Source organism: Stenotrophomonas maltophilia (assembly GCF_001676385.1).
GTDB lineage: Bacteria > Pseudomonadota > Gammaproteobacteria > Xanthomonadales > Xanthomonadaceae > Stenotrophomonas > Stenotrophomonas maltophilia_J.
On the sequence record NZ_LYVJ01000007.1, the window covers coordinates 199903 to 215263 of the forward strand.

Annotated in this window: 14 protein-coding genes; 2 read left to right on the plus strand and 12 right to left on the minus strand. The window is 65.6% G+C overall.

Features of this window, described 5'->3' with window-relative positions:
• Window positions 1–2 precede the first annotated feature (2 nt).
• The 10 genes from A9K58_RS10900 to A9K58_RS10945 form a co-directional block, all read right to left on the minus strand.
• Window positions 3–1157: a glycosyltransferase family 2 protein gene (locus A9K58_RS10900; RefSeq protein ID WP_231109300.1), complete on the minus strand. Its 1155-nt coding sequence runs from the start codon at window positions 1155–1157 to the stop codon at window positions 3–5.
• Entirely contained in the window at window positions 1157–1447 is a 291-nt protein-coding gene (locus A9K58_RS10905; RefSeq protein ID WP_065199381.1) for a hypothetical protein, read from the minus strand. The genes A9K58_RS10900 and A9K58_RS10905 overlap by 1 nt, the downstream gene beginning before the upstream one ends.
• Before the next feature lie 19 nt (window positions 1448–1466).
• Entirely contained in the window at window positions 1467–3407 is a 1941-nt protein-coding gene (locus tag A9K58_RS19905; protein WP_231109301.1) for a glycosyltransferase, read from the minus strand.
• Complete coding sequence (locus A9K58_RS10915; RefSeq protein WP_231109302.1) at window positions 3404–4516, minus strand: NAD-dependent epimerase/dehydratase family protein; 1113 nt, start codon at window positions 4514–4516, stop codon at window positions 3404–3406. The genes A9K58_RS19905 and A9K58_RS10915 overlap by 4 nt, the downstream gene beginning before the upstream one ends.
• Window positions 4516–5313, minus strand: coding sequence for an FkbM family methyltransferase (locus tag A9K58_RS10920; RefSeq protein ID WP_231109303.1), 798 nt, complete (start codon window positions 5311–5313; stop codon window positions 4516–4518). Before A9K58_RS10920 ends, A9K58_RS10915 begins: the two co-directional genes overlap by 1 nt.
• A 50-nt stretch (window positions 5314–5363) precedes the next feature.
• A complete protein-coding gene (locus A9K58_RS10925) occupies window positions 5364–6545 on the minus strand; it encodes a cystathionine gamma-synthase (RefSeq protein WP_065199383.1) in 1182 nt (393 codons plus the stop codon).
• Between the two features lie 124 nt (window positions 6546–6669).
• The gene (locus tag A9K58_RS10930; RefSeq protein ID WP_065199384.1) at window positions 6670–8040 is read right to left on the minus strand and encodes a pyridoxal-phosphate dependent enzyme; all 1371 of its coding nucleotides are present in this window, start codon (window positions 8038–8040) and stop codon (window positions 6670–6672) included.
• Between the two features lie 298 nt (window positions 8041–8338).
• A complete protein-coding gene (locus A9K58_RS10935; protein WP_005407964.1) occupies window positions 8339–8575 on the minus strand; it encodes an HP1242/YdcH family protein in 237 nt (78 codons plus the stop codon).
• Between the two features lie 323 nt (window positions 8576–8898).
• Window positions 8899–9783: an OmpA family protein gene (locus tag A9K58_RS10940; protein WP_081284033.1), complete on the minus strand. Its 885-nt coding sequence runs from the start codon at window positions 9781–9783 to the stop codon at window positions 8899–8901.
• Window positions 9780–10145 carry a DUF4398 domain-containing protein gene (locus A9K58_RS10945; protein ID WP_065199385.1) on the minus strand — a complete coding sequence of 122 codons (366 nt, stop codon included), beginning with the start codon at window positions 10143–10145 and terminating at the stop codon, window positions 9780–9782. The genes A9K58_RS10940 and A9K58_RS10945 overlap by 4 nt, the downstream gene beginning before the upstream one ends.
• Before the next feature lie 121 nt (window positions 10146–10266).
• Between A9K58_RS10945 and A9K58_RS10950 the strand changes: the two genes are divergently transcribed.
• A complete protein-coding gene (locus tag A9K58_RS10950) occupies window positions 10267–11394 on the plus strand; it encodes a PilT/PilU family type 4a pilus ATPase (protein WP_065199386.1) in 1128 nt (375 codons plus the stop codon).
• A gap of 42 nt (window positions 11395–11436) precedes the next feature.
• Here A9K58_RS10950 and maiA read toward each other — a convergent pair whose 3' ends face one another.
• Together maiA and A9K58_RS10960 are read right to left on the minus strand one after the other, a co-directional pair.
• Window positions 11437–12105, minus strand: coding sequence for a maleylacetoacetate isomerase (maiA, locus tag A9K58_RS10955; protein ID WP_065199387.1), 669 nt, complete (start codon window positions 12103–12105; stop codon window positions 11437–11439).
• Window positions 12106–12119: 14 nt separating this feature from the next.
• Window positions 12120–13109 carry a fumarylacetoacetate hydrolase family protein gene (locus A9K58_RS10960; RefSeq protein WP_065199388.1) on the minus strand — a complete coding sequence of 330 codons (990 nt, stop codon included), beginning with the start codon at window positions 13107–13109 and terminating at the stop codon, window positions 12120–12122.
• 640 nt (window positions 13110–13749) lie between these two features.
• Between A9K58_RS10960 and A9K58_RS10965 the strand changes: the two genes are divergently transcribed.
• Window positions 13750–15168 (plus strand): DEAD/DEAH box helicase, encoded by a 1419-nt coding sequence (locus A9K58_RS10965; protein ID WP_065199389.1) that lies wholly within the window; start codon window positions 13750–13752, stop codon window positions 15166–15168.
• Window positions 15169–15361: the final 193 nt, after the last annotated feature.

A 15361-nucleotide genomic window follows, 5' to 3' on the forward strand; every position in this document is an offset into this window, starting at 1 on the left:
CGTTAAACCTTCTCTGGATAGTTGGTCGTCCGGGTGGTGGCGACACCGGAGAATTCCGCTTTGAGGGCGCTGGCCAACGCTCCCGTGTCATACAGGTTCACGATGTTCGGCTCCTTGTCGAAGAACTTCCGGATTTCCTGCCCCAGGTTCTTGCGTCCCAGTTTGAGGTCAAGCCGGAATCCCCGGAACGTCGCCTGGATATGATCGTTGGCAGCATCGGGCGACAACAGGATGTTCACTTCATCCTCGTTCCTGCGGTCACGAGCGATCCAGCCGACATCGATCGAATACCCGAACTGTTTGCCTGCGCTGCGCACGACGTGCGAGATCGCGTCCTCGTGTGCTTTGGCAAGAACACCGGAGTGAACGAACGCACCAACCTGGGTCCGGAACTGCGGATAGCGCAGATCGATGATGGCCTCGTTGGCCGGCACCGTCGTTGCATCGGAGGAAACCAGTCCTGCATCGAGGTTCGAGCCACGCCCATGGTGGAAAACGTATGTGCCGGGCGCCAGGACGATGCGGTAACCCGCCGCAAGGCTGCGCAGGCTCCAGTCGGTTTCCTCGCAGTAGCCACGGCCGAAGCAGGGATCCATGATGCCGACCTTACGGACGACCTCGGTCGAAATGAGGATGCAGAACGAGATTCCTGCAGGGATATCCATGACCGCGTCGCCGAAATGGCCCGCCAGGCTCGCATGCAGCCAGTCCACGACATTCTGGTCGTGGAGGAAACGGTTGGGATCTTCGTTCGGCAATGAATACAGGGACACATTGTTCGACCAGGCCGTCACCGAGCCCACGTTCTTCTGCCGGGACGCACGCAGCATCTGCCCCATCAGGTCACGCGGATAGAGGACGTCGGAATTGCTGATGACCACGTAGTCATAGCCACGCTTGACGGCCGTCAACATTCCCAGGTTGACGTTGCGCGGAATGCCGAGATTGCGCGGCGTACGGTAATACATGACGCCGCGCTCCCTGCAGAATGCGGAAAGCTCCTCGCTCCAGCCCGGCTCCGGACTGGCATCGTCGAGAATCAGCACGTCGATTTCCGCATCCTGCTGGTCCATGCGCAGCGCGCTTTCAATCGCTGCAGGCACGAAGGCGCGCCCGTTGTAGACCGTGATGCAGTGGAGGATACGAGGACGTCCCATCACAGGCACCGACGCAACTTGCTGCTGAAGATGGCCGCCAGCTTCACCAGACGCGAATTGCGGATCCGCTCGTAACGGATGCGCACGTCATCCTGGTCAGCGCCATAGCTCGGCGAGTACTGCACCTGCGCCCCGCCGATCCGCAGGCGCTCCAGTTCCGTGCGCGCCTGGATCAGTTCACGGCTCATCGAGGTGAGGCGCGAAGTGAGATCCATCACGCGAGCGTTGGCTACTTCGAAATCGATAAGTGCCTGCTCAAGCGAGATATCGTCAAGATTGGTGGTGTTCATGATTTTCAACCTCTGGGTATTAGGCGCGCGGTGCGGTCGCAAGCGTTTGGCGGTAAGCCTGGGTCAGGTCGGCTGCGGTGGCAGCCCACACCAGCCGACTGCCACTGGCAAGCACATGCTTGATGTTCTTCTCGGCCAGGGCCGGGTCCTGCAGCAATTGCTGGCAATAGTCTGCCATGTGAACAGGATTCCAATCCTGCGGGAGCTCTGGCGAATCGATCAGTTCCCGGAGCGGCCCGAAACTCACATGCGCCGTCGGCGTCCCCATCGAGGCCGCCTCGAACGGAACCAGGCCAAAACCCTCGGCAGAGGTCGGGTACAACACGATGCTTGCGTGGCGCAGGAGCCAGTTCCTGACCGCGCTGCTGACATCGGGCATGACAACCAGGTGGTCTTCGTCGGCATCCCTGCGAGCGACAGCCTCCTCCTGGCGCGAGGCGCCCTTGGCGACCACGGCGCCGGCCATGACCAGGGCAACGTTATGCCCCCGGCGGCGGAGCTCCTTCCAGGTGTGGATAGCCAGGTCACGATTCTTGTGGCTGTAGCTGGCACCGAGTACCAGCAGGAACTGTGCCGCCGCCAGCCCCTTCTCTACGAGGGCCTGCGGCACCTGCTCGACATCGGTATCGGTCAGGTGGTCACCGCCGTTCTTGACCACGTGGATACGCTGCAGCTCGACGGCCAGGCGTTCGTCGATGATCGACTCACGCGTATCGTCCGAAATGGCCACGATGGCGTCCGCGTATCTGGAAGCAGCCTCGATGTTGTTGCGATATTCAAGCCAATGCTGGCCGGTCTCATGATAACTGCCGACCCGGTAGGCGATCAGGTCCTGCAGCGTCACGATGATACGCTTGGACAACTGCCGCCACCTGTCCCAGGGAATCGGTCGATCCGGCTGGAACGGCCGATGCAGGATATCCACCTGTTCGGCACCGCGGAACATCAGGTCGGTCGCATCACAGATGGCCAGCTTCGATTGCAGCAGCAGGTCACGCGCGTAGACGGGCAGCGCGGCACCAGGTACGGCAAGAACCACGCGGCTGACATCGTCCCGCTTGAGCAGCGACCGTACCAGCGCGAGCGTCTGCACCTGGGTGCCCATTTCCATCGGCCCCAGGCAGGAGCCATCGATCAGCACACGAAGGCCCTGGACCTTGCTGCGTGCAACGTCCAGTGCAATGGCCAGGGCGCTGGCCTGGGACGTGCGGAGGTGGTCATGCAGCGCGGGGAAACAGCTATCCGTGGCATGCAGGCGCTGCCGCGAGCGAGGATCGTCGGATGCCTCGACCGGGGCACCACTGCTGGCCCACTGCGCAGTAACGTAGGAAGCGGCATCCAGCACATGGCGGAAGCCTCGACGACCGGTTCGCAGCGCGAACTCCGCGAGCGCTTCTGAAGGATTCGAATCGCGATCCGGATCGAATCCTCCAATCGCACGGATTACCCGCACATTGACCAGCACGACGGGGCCCATCGGCACCTGGAGCGAAACCGGGCCACTGTCTGGCGACACGTCGCGAAGCACGCGGCACACCCCCGCCTCATCCATTCCGGCGATTCCGTAAGGCGTGGGCGAATTGCGATGCGGGAAGCTCAGGGCGCCTGCCGCGTTGGAAAGGAACGACACAGTAGCGATCCGGGGATCCCTCCGCATCCATTCAATGCCGCGCTGCAGGAGTTCGGGCGGTACCACTGCAGGCGATACCGCGATCAGGACCGCTTCAAGTGCGCTGTGCCGGCCGATGAGCCCGGCAAGGGCAGATGACAACGTCCAGGCCGGACTCAAGTGCGCCTTGCTTCCACTGAACTCCCGGCTGGCACTCACGTTGTCCCATGCGGCGATCTCGCAGCCTGCGCTGCCACGCAGCTCCAGCAACGAGCGCACCGAGTCGAGCCAGTCCCGCGGCGACTCAGTGATTGCCGCCAGCGCGGCGGTACTTGCCTCCGGCGTGCTCATGCATAGCCCCGGGAGATCAGCCATTCGCCGACACGTCGGGCTCCCTCCTGGAAATCGACCTTGGCACGGACATCAAGGGATTCGGCGAGCGGAGCGGCATCGGCTACTGCCCAGCGCACATCGCCATCACGGAACTTGCCACTGACCTGCGGCTCCGGAGCATCGTGCATGGCCGCGATCGCGCGGGCCGCGTCCGCGATGGTAGTCACTACACCGCTGCCCACGTCGAGAGTGCGTACGCCGACCGGCGGCGCGCGCAACCCCGCGGCCAGCGCAGCGACGACATCGTCGATGAATACGAAGTCTCGGCCAATCGCGCCGTCTTCATAGATGTCCAGCGCCTGGCCCTTGCGGGCAATCCGATGGAACAAAGTGATGATGCCGGTATAGGCGTTGAACGGAGACTGCCCGGGACCGTAGACGTTCTGCAGGCGGAACACCGACAGTGGCACTTGCATGGCACCGCACCACGCCGCCAGGATGTGTTCCTGCGCCAGCTTGGTCGCCCCGTAAACGCTGGTTGGGTTGGGGAAGACCGACGCGGCACGATGCGGCAACGGCGAGGCTGCGCCAGTTCCCGAGGGCGAAGCAGGATTCCACTGCGAGCGTGCCAGCACTTCGTGCGACCGCGGCGGCGGATAGAAGGTTGTGCCGTCGGCGTCACGCCAGGCGCCTTCACCGTACACGGCCCGGCTGGAGGCCAGCAGGACGTGCTCGGGGACCAGGCCGCGCGCGGAGAATGCGTCCAGCATTGCAGTGGTGCCCACCACGTTCACATGCGCATGGCGCGTGGCTTCGGTCAGCGATTGGCCGGTGCCGGTTTCAGCAGCGAGGTGGATCACGATGGTGGGCCGCCACCTTGCAAGCACCTGGTCCCAGGTCTCTGCCTCGGTGACATCCCCGACGTGCAGATGGACCGCTTGGTCAAGCGCATCGGGACGCTTCGAATCGGCATGGATCTGCGGATGAAGGTTGTCGACGGCCACTACCGGCAAGCCGAACTTGCTGAGCTGACTGGACAACGCGCACCCGATGAAACCAGCTCCACCCGTGACGATCACTGCATTTTGCATCTTCCTGATTCCTGTATTTGGAGTTTCAACGGACATTACCCGCGTACCAGCAGCAGGTCTGCCTGGGCCCTCGGGCCAGCAGACGCACAGTGGCGCAGGATCTCCGTATTGCTTGCTTCGTTCAATTGCCTATTACGGATGAGCAGCACACGCATGCCAAGCGAGCGATAGGCATCCAGTACCGCTTCGGGATCCAGATGGTCGGCAGCTGCCAGTTCGGGACTGAACTCCACCACGATGCGGATGTCCGGAGACCTGTGGATCAGGCCGACCATCCCACGGATGACCTCCAGCTCCGCGCCTTGGACGTCGATCTTCACGACACCGGCCTTCAACTCCGGATACAGCTCGTCCAGGCTGATGATCGGCGCCACCGTATCGGCGGCACTCTCCTCCACTCCCCGGGTGTCGCCGAGGTTGTTGTCGGAGGTTTCCAGTGCAACCGTTCCGCGATGCCCGCCCAATGCACAGGAGTGCACCTGGATGCGTTCCCCGTGCGCCCAGGCGTTGAGTGCGAGTACATCGTGGATGAGGGGATGCGGCTCGAACGCCAACGTCCGCATTTCCGGGAAATGCCTGGAGATCAGGCACGAGAAGTAGCCGACGTTGGCACCCACGTCGACGAATATGCCGTCCGCGTGCGCCGCGCAGGACTCGATCAGCACCTTGCCGACATCAGGATCCCAACAGCCGCTGCTCCGTGCGTACTCACGCATCACGCGGTCCGCCAGTGGAAACCAGAGATCTCCGGCATCGGTACTCACGCGTTCAAGCGGCCAATTGCTGATCCCGCGGGGAACAAGCGGTCTTGCCATCGAAGAAATCTGTCGCACCCACGCCTCCAGTCAGCGAATTCATCCCCGCGCCATGAGTAACTTCTGCGTCATCTCCCGGCGCCCAATGCTCCTTCCAGATCCACCTGCAGATCCCCCAGCTCCTCCACGCCCACGCTCAGCCGCACCAGCGCATCGCTGATCCCCAGCTGCTCGCGCCGCGCCACCGGGATCGAGGCATGCGTCATCACCGCCGGATGGTTGACCAGGCTTTCCACGCCGCCCAGCGACTCGGCCAGGGTGAACAGTTCAGTCTTTTCGCAGAAGCGCTTGGCCGCCTCGAAACCACCCTTGAGCACGATCGAGACGATACCGCCATAGCCGTTCATTTGGCGGGTCGCCAGCGCATGCTGCGGGTGCGACGGCAGGCCCGGGTAGATCACTTTTTCCACCGCGGGGTGCTTTTCCAGCCATTGGGCCAGCGCCAGCGCGTTGGCGCAGTGTGCCTTCATGCGCAACGGCAGGGTCTTCAGGCCGCGCAGGGCCAGGAAGCTGTCGAACGGGCCCTGCACGCCACCGACCGAGTTCTGCAGGAACGCCATCTGCTCGGCCAGTTCGGCATTGTCCCCAACCACCACCATGCCCCCGACCATGTCCGAGTGGCCATTGAGGTACTTGGTGGCCGAATGCAGCACCAGGTCCGCGCCCAGCTCCAGCGGACGCTGCAGCATCGGCGAGGCGAAGGTGTTGTCGACCACCACGATCAGGCCGTGGCGCTTGGCGATGGCGGCGACCGCGGCGATGTCGACGATCTTCAGCATCGGGTTGGTCGGGGTCTCGACCCACACCATCCTCGTCTTCGGCGTGATGGCGGCTTCAAATGCCGCCAGATCGGTCAGGTCGACGAAGCTGAAATCCAGCCCGGCGGTGCGGCGGCGCACGCGCTCGAACAGGCGGAAGCTGCCACCGTAGATGTCGTCCATCGCCACCACGTGGCTGCCGGCGTCCAGCAGCTCGATCACGGTCGAGCTGGCCGCCATGCCCGAGGCAAAGGCGAAGCCACGGGTGCCGCCTTCCAGCGACGCCACGCAGCGCTCGTAGGCGAAGCGGGTCGGGTTGTGGGTACGCGAATATTCGAAGCCCTGGTGCTCGCCCGGGCTGGACTGGGCGTAGGTCGAGGTCGCGTAGATCGGCGGCATCACCGCGCCGGTGCTCGGGTCAGGCGTCTGGCCACCGTGGATGGCCAGAGTGGCCAGGGCCAGCGCGCGGTCAGGCGAAGAGGAGTTGGACATATCGTTTCCTGAATGACGCCGACGTGCGGCGCCGTCAAAGGATCAGGAGTCTATCAGCGCCGCCTTAACGAGCTTTGACGCAAATAAACCGGAATTCAGCGGTGATCTGCAGCGATCAGCGGGCTTACTGCACGCGGCGGCGCAGGTAGTTCAGCAGATCGATGCGGGTGATCAGGCCGAGGAAACTGTCACCGTCCATCACGATGGCGACCTGGCCGCGGTCGAATACCGGCAGCAGCGCCTCGATCGGCGACTTTACGTCCAGCCGGTCCAGCTTGCTGACCATCGCGGTGGCCACCGGGTCGCGGAAGCGCGCTTCGTCGCCATAGACATGAAGCAGCACGTCGCTTTCATCGACGATGCCCACCAGCTGGTCGCCATCCATCACCGGCAGCTGTGATACGTCATACAGCTTCATGCGCTGGTATGCGGTGGTCAGCAGGTCGTTCGGGCCGATCACCACGGTGTCGCGCTGGCCGTACGGGCGCAGGATCAGGTCGCGCAGGTCGCCGTGCTGCGGGCGCTCCAGGAAGCCGTTGTCCAGCATCCAGTAGTCGTTGTACATCTTAGACAGGTACTTGTTGCCGGTATCGCAGACCAGCACCAGCACCTTCTTCGGCGTGGTCTGCTCCTTGCAGTACTTCAGCGCCGCGGCCAGCAGGGTGCCGGTGGACGAGCCCCCGAGGATGCCCTCCTTGCCCAGCAGCTCGCGCGCGGTATGGAAGCTCTCGGCATCGCTGATGGCATAAGCCTTCTTGACACGGCTGAAGTCGGAAATCGACGGCAGGAAGTCCTCGCCGATGCCCTCCACCAGCCAGCTGCCCGACTTGTCGTTGAGCACGCCGTCGTTGATGTACTCGGCCAGGATCGAGCCGACCGGGTCAGCCAGCACCAGCTCGGTCTTCGGCGACAGCGTGGCGAACGCGCGCGACAGGCCGGTCATGGTGCCGGAGCTGCCGCAGCCGAACACGATGGCGTCCAGATCCCCCCCCATCTGCTCGAGGATCTCCGGGCCGGTACCGAATTCATGCGCGGCCGGGTTGTCCGGGTTGCCGAACTGGTTGATGAAGTAGGCGCCCGGGGTCTGCTCGGCGATGGTCCTGGCCAGGTCCTGGTAGTACTCGGGGTGACCCTTGGCCACATCCGAACGGGTCAGGCGCACTTCGGCGCCCATCGCCTTCAGGTTGAAGATTTTTTCCCGGCTCATCTTGTCCGGGACGACCAGGATCAGCTTGTAGCCCTTCTGCTGCGCGACCAGGGCCAGGCCGAGGCCGGTGTTGCCAGCGGTGCCTTCCACCAGGGTCGCACCGGGCTTCAGGTCGCCACGCTTTTCCGCCGCCTCGATCATCGACAGGCCGATGCGGTCCTTGATCGACCCGCCCGGGTTCGCGCTCTCGAGCTTCAGGTAGAGCTCGCAGACGCCGGTATCCAGGCGCTGGGCCTTGACGATCGGGGTCTGGCCGATGAGTTCGAGGACGGAAGAATGGATGGGCATTCGGAGGACTGTCGATTCGCGCCACGCAGGGCCGGACCGGTGATTATCCGACGGATGGCGCCGAATGTCAGGTCGGCCCGGCCATGCCGGGCGCGCGCCCGAAAGGGATGCGGGCGGCCCCGGTCGACGAGGAGACCGGTACCGCCCGCATCGGTGAGTTGTGCCTGCAGGCCAAGGCACCACCGCCTGTGGTGCCTTGGCGCGGCCGCCTCATCGGCGGTGCCGCGATGCCGGGGCAGGAGCGCCCGGCAGGGCCATCGATGGCCAGGTCGCGCCGGTCCGGGCGCGACGGGATGCGTCAAAGCGTGGGGGACGTCGTTGGGAGCGGTGTTTCGTACATTCGCAGAAGACGTTGCTTGGCCAGCAGCTTTTCGCGCTTCATGCGACCCAGGGTGACATCATCGATCGGGAGTACACCCAACTCCGCGTCCATGCACTTCTTGTTCAACTTGCGGTGCTGGTCATGGAGTGCCCTGAACTCCGGATCACGCGCGCGACGTGCGTCGATCTCGCTCTGGGGCTGATCTTCAAACATGATGGACCTCCTTCGACAGATACACGAACGCCCCGGCCACAGGGCACGGGGCGTTGTTCATGGAGGAGTGCCGGTCGATGGCTACCTGGACGCCTGCATTGACCTGCGGCACTGGCCTGCGCACGTCGATCTGCTGCGGTTGGCGCCCTGTTTGCATCGGCCCGGCCCTCCCATCGTCCGGTCCGCGGCATTGCGTCCCGGACGATTGACCCTACGCCTGCTCCAGGCGGGGTTCAAGCCCCTGCGTCAAAAAGACCGAACCCCGCCGGGGCGGGGTTCAGGCTGAATGCTCATCGCAACGAAAAGCAAACAATTTCAAGCAATTACGGGGCGATGATGACCTCGGCCGAGCGCGCCCGGGTGGAGGCGGCCTTCTTGCCGCTGACCTGGATCCGGTTGCTCGCGACACCGGCCGCCACCAGCGCATCGCGCAGCGCTTCGGCCCGCTTCTGGCCGACACCGTTGGCACTGTCGTAGGCCTCGATGCGCAGGCCACCCTTCTTGCCGATGTTCAGGTATTCAGCCAGTGCCCTGGCCTGGTTGCGGGCCCCGCCGGACAGGCTGGACGCGCCTGCGGCGAACGCGTCGCCAGCGAAGGTGAAGACTTCGCCACGGCCATCGAACTTCGAACCCGGCAGCTTCTGTCCGGACACCAGCTCGGCCTCCTCGCGGGCGAGCCGGGCGGCGTTCTGCTGCGCGGCGCTGAGGCGTTGCTGCTGCTTGCCGGCCACGCTGCTCAGGGCGTTCTCGGCGTCCTGGCGGGCCAGGGTCTCGGCCTCGGCGGCCTGGCGCAGGCGTTCGGCCTCCTCGGCCTGCATCTGCGCCTGCATGCGCAGCTGCTCGGCTTCCTGGCGGGCACGGGCCGCATCGCGGCGGCTGGCCTCGATCAACAGGTCGCTGCGGGTCCGCTCCAGGCGGTCCACCTCGCGCGCGGCCAGTGCGGTGCGCACCGCGGTCTCGGCGATCTCGACCCGGCGCTCGGCCAGGTAGGTGGCCAGCTCCTGGTCGCGGCGCTTGGCCTTGTCCAGCGTGGCGATGGCCTGCTGGGCCTGCATGCGCTCGAACGCGCCCAGCTCGGCCGTGTCAGGATTGGCCTGGATCGCCATCAGGCGCTGGCTCAGCTGGGCCACCATCGGGTTGTCGGCGGCCACGGCCAGGGTCGGCAGCGCCAACAGCGCGGCCAGGGTTGCGGCGGTCATCGGCTTCACCGGCGGTCCTCCCCGGTCGACAGCTGGCGCTGCAGCTGGTTGACCTCGTTGCGGCGCAGCTGCAGCTGCGCGGTGACGGTGGCTTCCTCGCTGCGGACGCGGGCCAGGTCGGCATCGGCGGCGGCGCGCAGGGCCATCGCCGGAGCATTCTTGCGCTCGCGGCGATCCCCAGCGGCGCGCTGGGCCTGCTCCAGTCCCTGCCGGGCCAGCCCGATCAGGTCCGGGGCGTACTGGTCGGCATCGGCTTGGGTGGCCTTGTCCACCGCCTGCCGGGCCTGCGCCAGTTCCAGCGCAGCGTCCTGCGCCCCGGCGGGGGCAGACAGTGCGAATGCAAACGCCATCACATACAGGCCATGGCGCATTCGTGCGAAGCTAAGTCGTTTCATTGGGGAGGCCGTACCGGTTGTCGGTTCACGGCCATTGTCGTCAAGCCGACACCGTGCTGGCAACGGGCGTCGGCCGTTTCGTTGGGGAAAATTCGCGATGGATATCGGCTACTTCCTGAAGCTGATGACCGAAAAGAACGCTTCGGACATGTTCCTGACCACCGGGGCACCGGTCTATATCAAGATCGAGGGGAAGCTCTATCCGCTGGGCAACACCGGCCTGCCGCCGGGCATGGTCAAGAAGATCGCCTACTCGCTGATGGACGAGGGCCAGGTGCCACAGTTCGAGCGTGAGCTGGAGCTCAACATGGCCATCGCCCTGCCCGATGCAGGACGCTTCCGCGTCAACGTATTCAAGCAGCGCGGCGAGGTCGGCATGGTCATCCGCGCCATCCGCAGCCGCATCCCGAGCATCGAAGAACTGAACCTCCCGCAGGTGCTCAAGGACGTCATCATGACCCCGCGCGGGCTGGTGCTGGTGGTGGGGTCCACCGGTTCCGGCAAGTCCACCTCGCTGGCGTCGATGATCGACCACCGCAACAGCACCACCACCGGTCACATCCTCACCATCGAGGATCCGATCGAGTACCTGCACAAGCACAAGATGTCGATCGTCAACCAGCGCGAGGTCGGCCTGGATACCCATGCCTTCCACAACGCGCTGAAGAACGCGATGCGCGAGGCGCCGGACGTGATCCTGATCGGCGAGATCCTGGATGCGGAAACGATGGAGGCGGCAATCGCCTTCGCCGAGACCGGCCATCTGTGCCTGGCCACGCTGCACTCCAACAACGCCGACCAGACCATCGAGCGCATCCTCAACTTCTTCCCGGAAAGCGCGCACAAGAACGTGCTGATGAACCTGGCGCTGAACCTGCGTGCGGTGATCAGCCAGCGCCTGGTGAAGAACAAGGAAGGCCGTCGCCTGCCGGCCACCGAGGTCCTGATCAACACGCCGATGATCCGCGACCTGCTGCGCCGCGGCCAGGTGCACGAGATCAAGGCAGCGATGGAAGCCTCGCTGGAAGAAGGCATGGAGAGCTTCGACCAGTGCCTGTTCCGGCTGGCCAAGGCCGGCATCATCGAGCAGGAAGAGGCACTGCGCGCAGCCGACTCGCGCGATGGCCTGGCCCTGAAGTTCCGCCTGTCCGAGGGCAGCAGCGGCGAACACGATCCGTACGCGGACTTCTCGAGCGGGCAGCCCAGCATCACCCACGGATTCTGAACCTGGAACCGCGGGGCCGGGCCCCGCGGGTCCCGCCCCGCCTCAGGCCGCGTCGCGCTGGTTTTCCGGGCGCGCCCGCTCGAACGCGTCCAGCGTCTGGCAGGCCGCTTCGATGCGGCGCAGGGTTGGATAGGCTGCCAGGTCCAGGCCGAAGCGGTGCGCGTTGTACAGCTGCGGCAGCAGGCAGATATCCGCCAGGCCAGGGCGGTCGCCATGGCAGAAGGTGCCGGTGTCGCTGCTGCCGGCCAGCAGGGCTTCCATCGCCGCCAGGCCTTCGGCGATCCAGTGCAGGGTCCATTGCGTGCGCGCTTGGGCCGGTACCTGCAGGTTGCGCTCCAGGTATTGCATCACCCGCAGGTTGTTGATCGGGTGGATATCGCAGGCGACCAGCTGGCCCAGCGCGCGCACCCGTGCGCGGCCGGCGGCGTCGGCCGGCAGCAATGGAACCTGCGGGAAACGTTCATCCAGGTATTCGAGGATCGCCAGCGACTGGGTCAGGGTATGCCCATCGTGCTGCAGGGTCGGCACCAGTTGCTGCGGGTTGAGCGCGCGATAGTCGCCGCGATGCTGTTCGCCGCCTTCTCGCACCAGGTGCACCGGCCGCGCCTCCCAGGCCAGGCCCTTCAGCTCCAGGCCGATGCGCACGCGGTAGGCGGCGCTGGAGCGCCAGTAGGTGTACAGCACGATGCCGTCGTCGACCGGGATCTCCATTGCCGCCTCCATGCTCAGGGCTTGGCTGCCTGCTCGATGCGCTGCTCGATCGCACCAAAGATGCTGTTGCCCGCGGCATCGAGCATCTCGATGCGGACCACGTCGCCGAAGGACATGAACGGCGTGATCGGCTTGCCGTCACGCAGGGTCTCGACCACGCGCTGCTCGGCGAAGCACGAAGCGCCCTTGCTGGTGTCTTCGTTGGCGATGGTGCCCGAACCGACGATGGTGCCGGCGCCCAGCGGACGGGTCCTGGCCGCATGCGCGACGAGTTGGGCAAAATTGAACTGCATGTCGACGCCGGCTTCCGGCGCGCCAAACCACTGGCCGTTGACATGGGTCAGCAGCGGCAGGTGCACCTTGTTGTCCTGCCAGGCAGCGCCCAGCTCATCGGGAGTGACGAACACCGGCGACAGCGCCGAGCGCGGCTTGGACTGCAGGAAGCCGAAACCCTTGGCCAGCTCGCCCGGGATCAGGTTGCGCAGCGAGACGTCGTTGACCAGGCCGACCAGCTGGATGTGGCCGGCGGCCTGTTCCGGGGTAGCGGCCATCGGAACGTCATCGGTGATCACCACGATTTCCGCTTCCAGGTCGATGCCGTAATCCTCGCTGGCTACCTTCACCGCATCGCGCGGTCCGTAGAAGCCGGCGCTGGTGGCCTGGTACATCAGCGGGTCGGTATAGAAGCTCTCCGGCACCTCTGCCCCGCGCGCGCGGCGCACGCGTTCAACGTGCGGCAGGTAGGCGCTGCCATCAACGAACTCGTAGGCTCGCGGCAGCGGCGCAGCCAGGGCCTGCGGGTCGAGGTCGAACACACCATCGGCGTCGCCGGCATTGAGGGATTCGTACAGGGCGTTCAGGCGCGGCGCGACGTGGCTCCAGTCCTCCAGGGCCTGCTGCAGGGTGGCGGCAATCCCGATGGCGCGCACGCCGTGGCGAAGGTCACGCGAGACGACGATCAGGGTGCCATCGCGGCCGCCTTCCTTCAAAGAACCAAGCTTCATGGGTGGGTGTCCGGAGTCGTGGGCAAACAAGTTTCAAGTGTAATCAAATATGCGGCGACGCCAAGCTGCAGCGCCGCATCGGCCCACCCTACCGCAGTGGGGGTTCGGCAGGGTTGCACCCTGCACCCGCTTCAAGCCAAGGCAACGTCAAGGGCAACAGCCGGCTCTGGGTTGTCTGCGGGTTTGGCGGGGCGGTGTGGGCGGGCAGGACACGCCGTGAACCCATCCCTGGGGCTCGATGGCGCCATCCATGGCGCCAACGGTCCTGCCCGCCCACCCCGCTTACCCACAGGAACCCGGTCTTTGCCGTTGTTTCGGCCTCTGCAGGTGCAGGGCGCAGCCCTGCAGAGAGAACCCTTACCTGAACGGGGCTTTTTGCGCGAGGTCTCAGCCATCGGTTAGACTGGGCAGGTCTGCAGCGGCCGTCCGTTTCCCTTCGGGATCGCCGGCGTCCGGGGTCCGCCCCGTCGCCCGCCCCCACTCCGACGCCGTTCGTCACGCATTCCAGCCTGCGCTCCGTGCCGGCTGCACCCAACTTCTCGCAGCGCGGTTCACGGGAACGCTCCGAGTCAGCCGATCAGTCTGATCTGCCCCCGTCTGTCCGTTCGGACAGGCGTTTCTTGTATCTGGAGCAAACTCAATGTCGTTTGAATCGCTGGGCCTGGCGCCCTTCCTGCTGCGTGCGCTCGCCGAGCAGGGCTATGAAACCCCGACCCCGATCCAGCAGCAGGCGATCCCGCTGGCGCTGGCCGGTCGCGACCTGCTGGCTGGGGCACAGACCGGTACCGGCAAGACCGCCGCCTTCGGCCTGCCGCTGCTGCAGCATCTGGGCACTGCCCCGCAGGAAGTGCGTGGCGGCGGCCCGCGCAGGCCGCGCGCGCTGATCCTGGCTCCGACCCGCGAACTGGCCACCCAGGTGCATGACAGCCTGCGCGGCTACAGCAAGTACCTGCGCATCCCCAGCGCCTGCATCTATGGCGGCGTCGGCATGGGCAACCAGCTGGACATCCTGCGCCGCGGCGTGGACCTGCTGGTCGCCTGCCCGGGCCGCCTGATCGACCACCTGGAGCGCCGCAGCATCGACCTGTCCGGCATCGAACTGCTGGTACTGGACGAGGCCGACCGCATGCTCGACATGGGCTTCCTGCCGTCGATCAAGCGGATCCTGGCCAAGCTGCCGAAGCAGAACCGCCAGACCCTGCTGTTCTCGGCCACGTTCGAGGACAACATCCGCCAGCTGGCCCTGGAGTTCATGCGCAACCCGGAACAGATCCAGGTGACGCCGAAGAACACCGTGGCCGAAACCATCACCCACCGCGTGCATCCGGTCGACGCCGGCCGCAAGCGCGATCTGCTGCTGCATCTGCTGGCACAGGACAGCCGCGAGCAGACCCTGGTGTTTGCCCGCACCAAGCACGGTAGCGACAAGCTGGCCACGTTCCTGGAAAAGTCGGGCATCAAGACCGCAGCGATCCACGGCAACAAGAGCCAGGGCCAGCGCCTGCGTGCGCTGGGCGACTTCAAGGCCGGCCGCGTGACCGTGCTGGTGGCCACCGACATTGCCGCGCGCGGCATCGACATCAACGAGCTGCCGAAGGTGATCAACTTCGACCTGCCGATGGTGGCCGAGGACTACGTGCACCGCATCGGCCGTACCGGCCGCAACGGCGCGACCGGCCAGGCAATCTCGCTGGTGGCGCAGGACGAAGTGAAGCTGCTGCGCGCGATCGTGCGCCTGCTGGGCCGCGACATGGACATCCGCGATTTGCCGGGCTTCGAGCTGCAGGTGCCGATCCGCTGGGGCAACAGTGCACCGGGCAAGGCCGATCAGCCGGGTGGCGAGCGTGCGCCGCGCAAGAACCACGCACGCCGTCCGCACGGCGATGCGCCGCGCCATGCGCACGCCGGCCCGAAGAAGGCCGGTGGTGGCCGTCGCGAGGGGGGTGGCAATGGACAGCAGCGTGCAGGCGCCGGTCAGGGCCAGCGTCGTGGGGGTGGCGGCAATGGTGGCGGCCGTGGCCGCGGCCAGGGTGGCAACGGCGGCGGTCGCGCCGGCTGATCCCAGCTGACATGGGGGGTGCCTCCCGCTGCGCGGGGGCTATCGGGGGACGGCGCTGACGCGCCGTCCTTTTTTTTGTCGGCTACCGTGGGTGAAAGCACGCGGATGGTTCGGCTTGGGGCGGCGCAGGGCGGAGTGGGGGCAAAACACGCCGTAAACCCATCCATGGGGGCTCGATCGCGCCATCCATGGC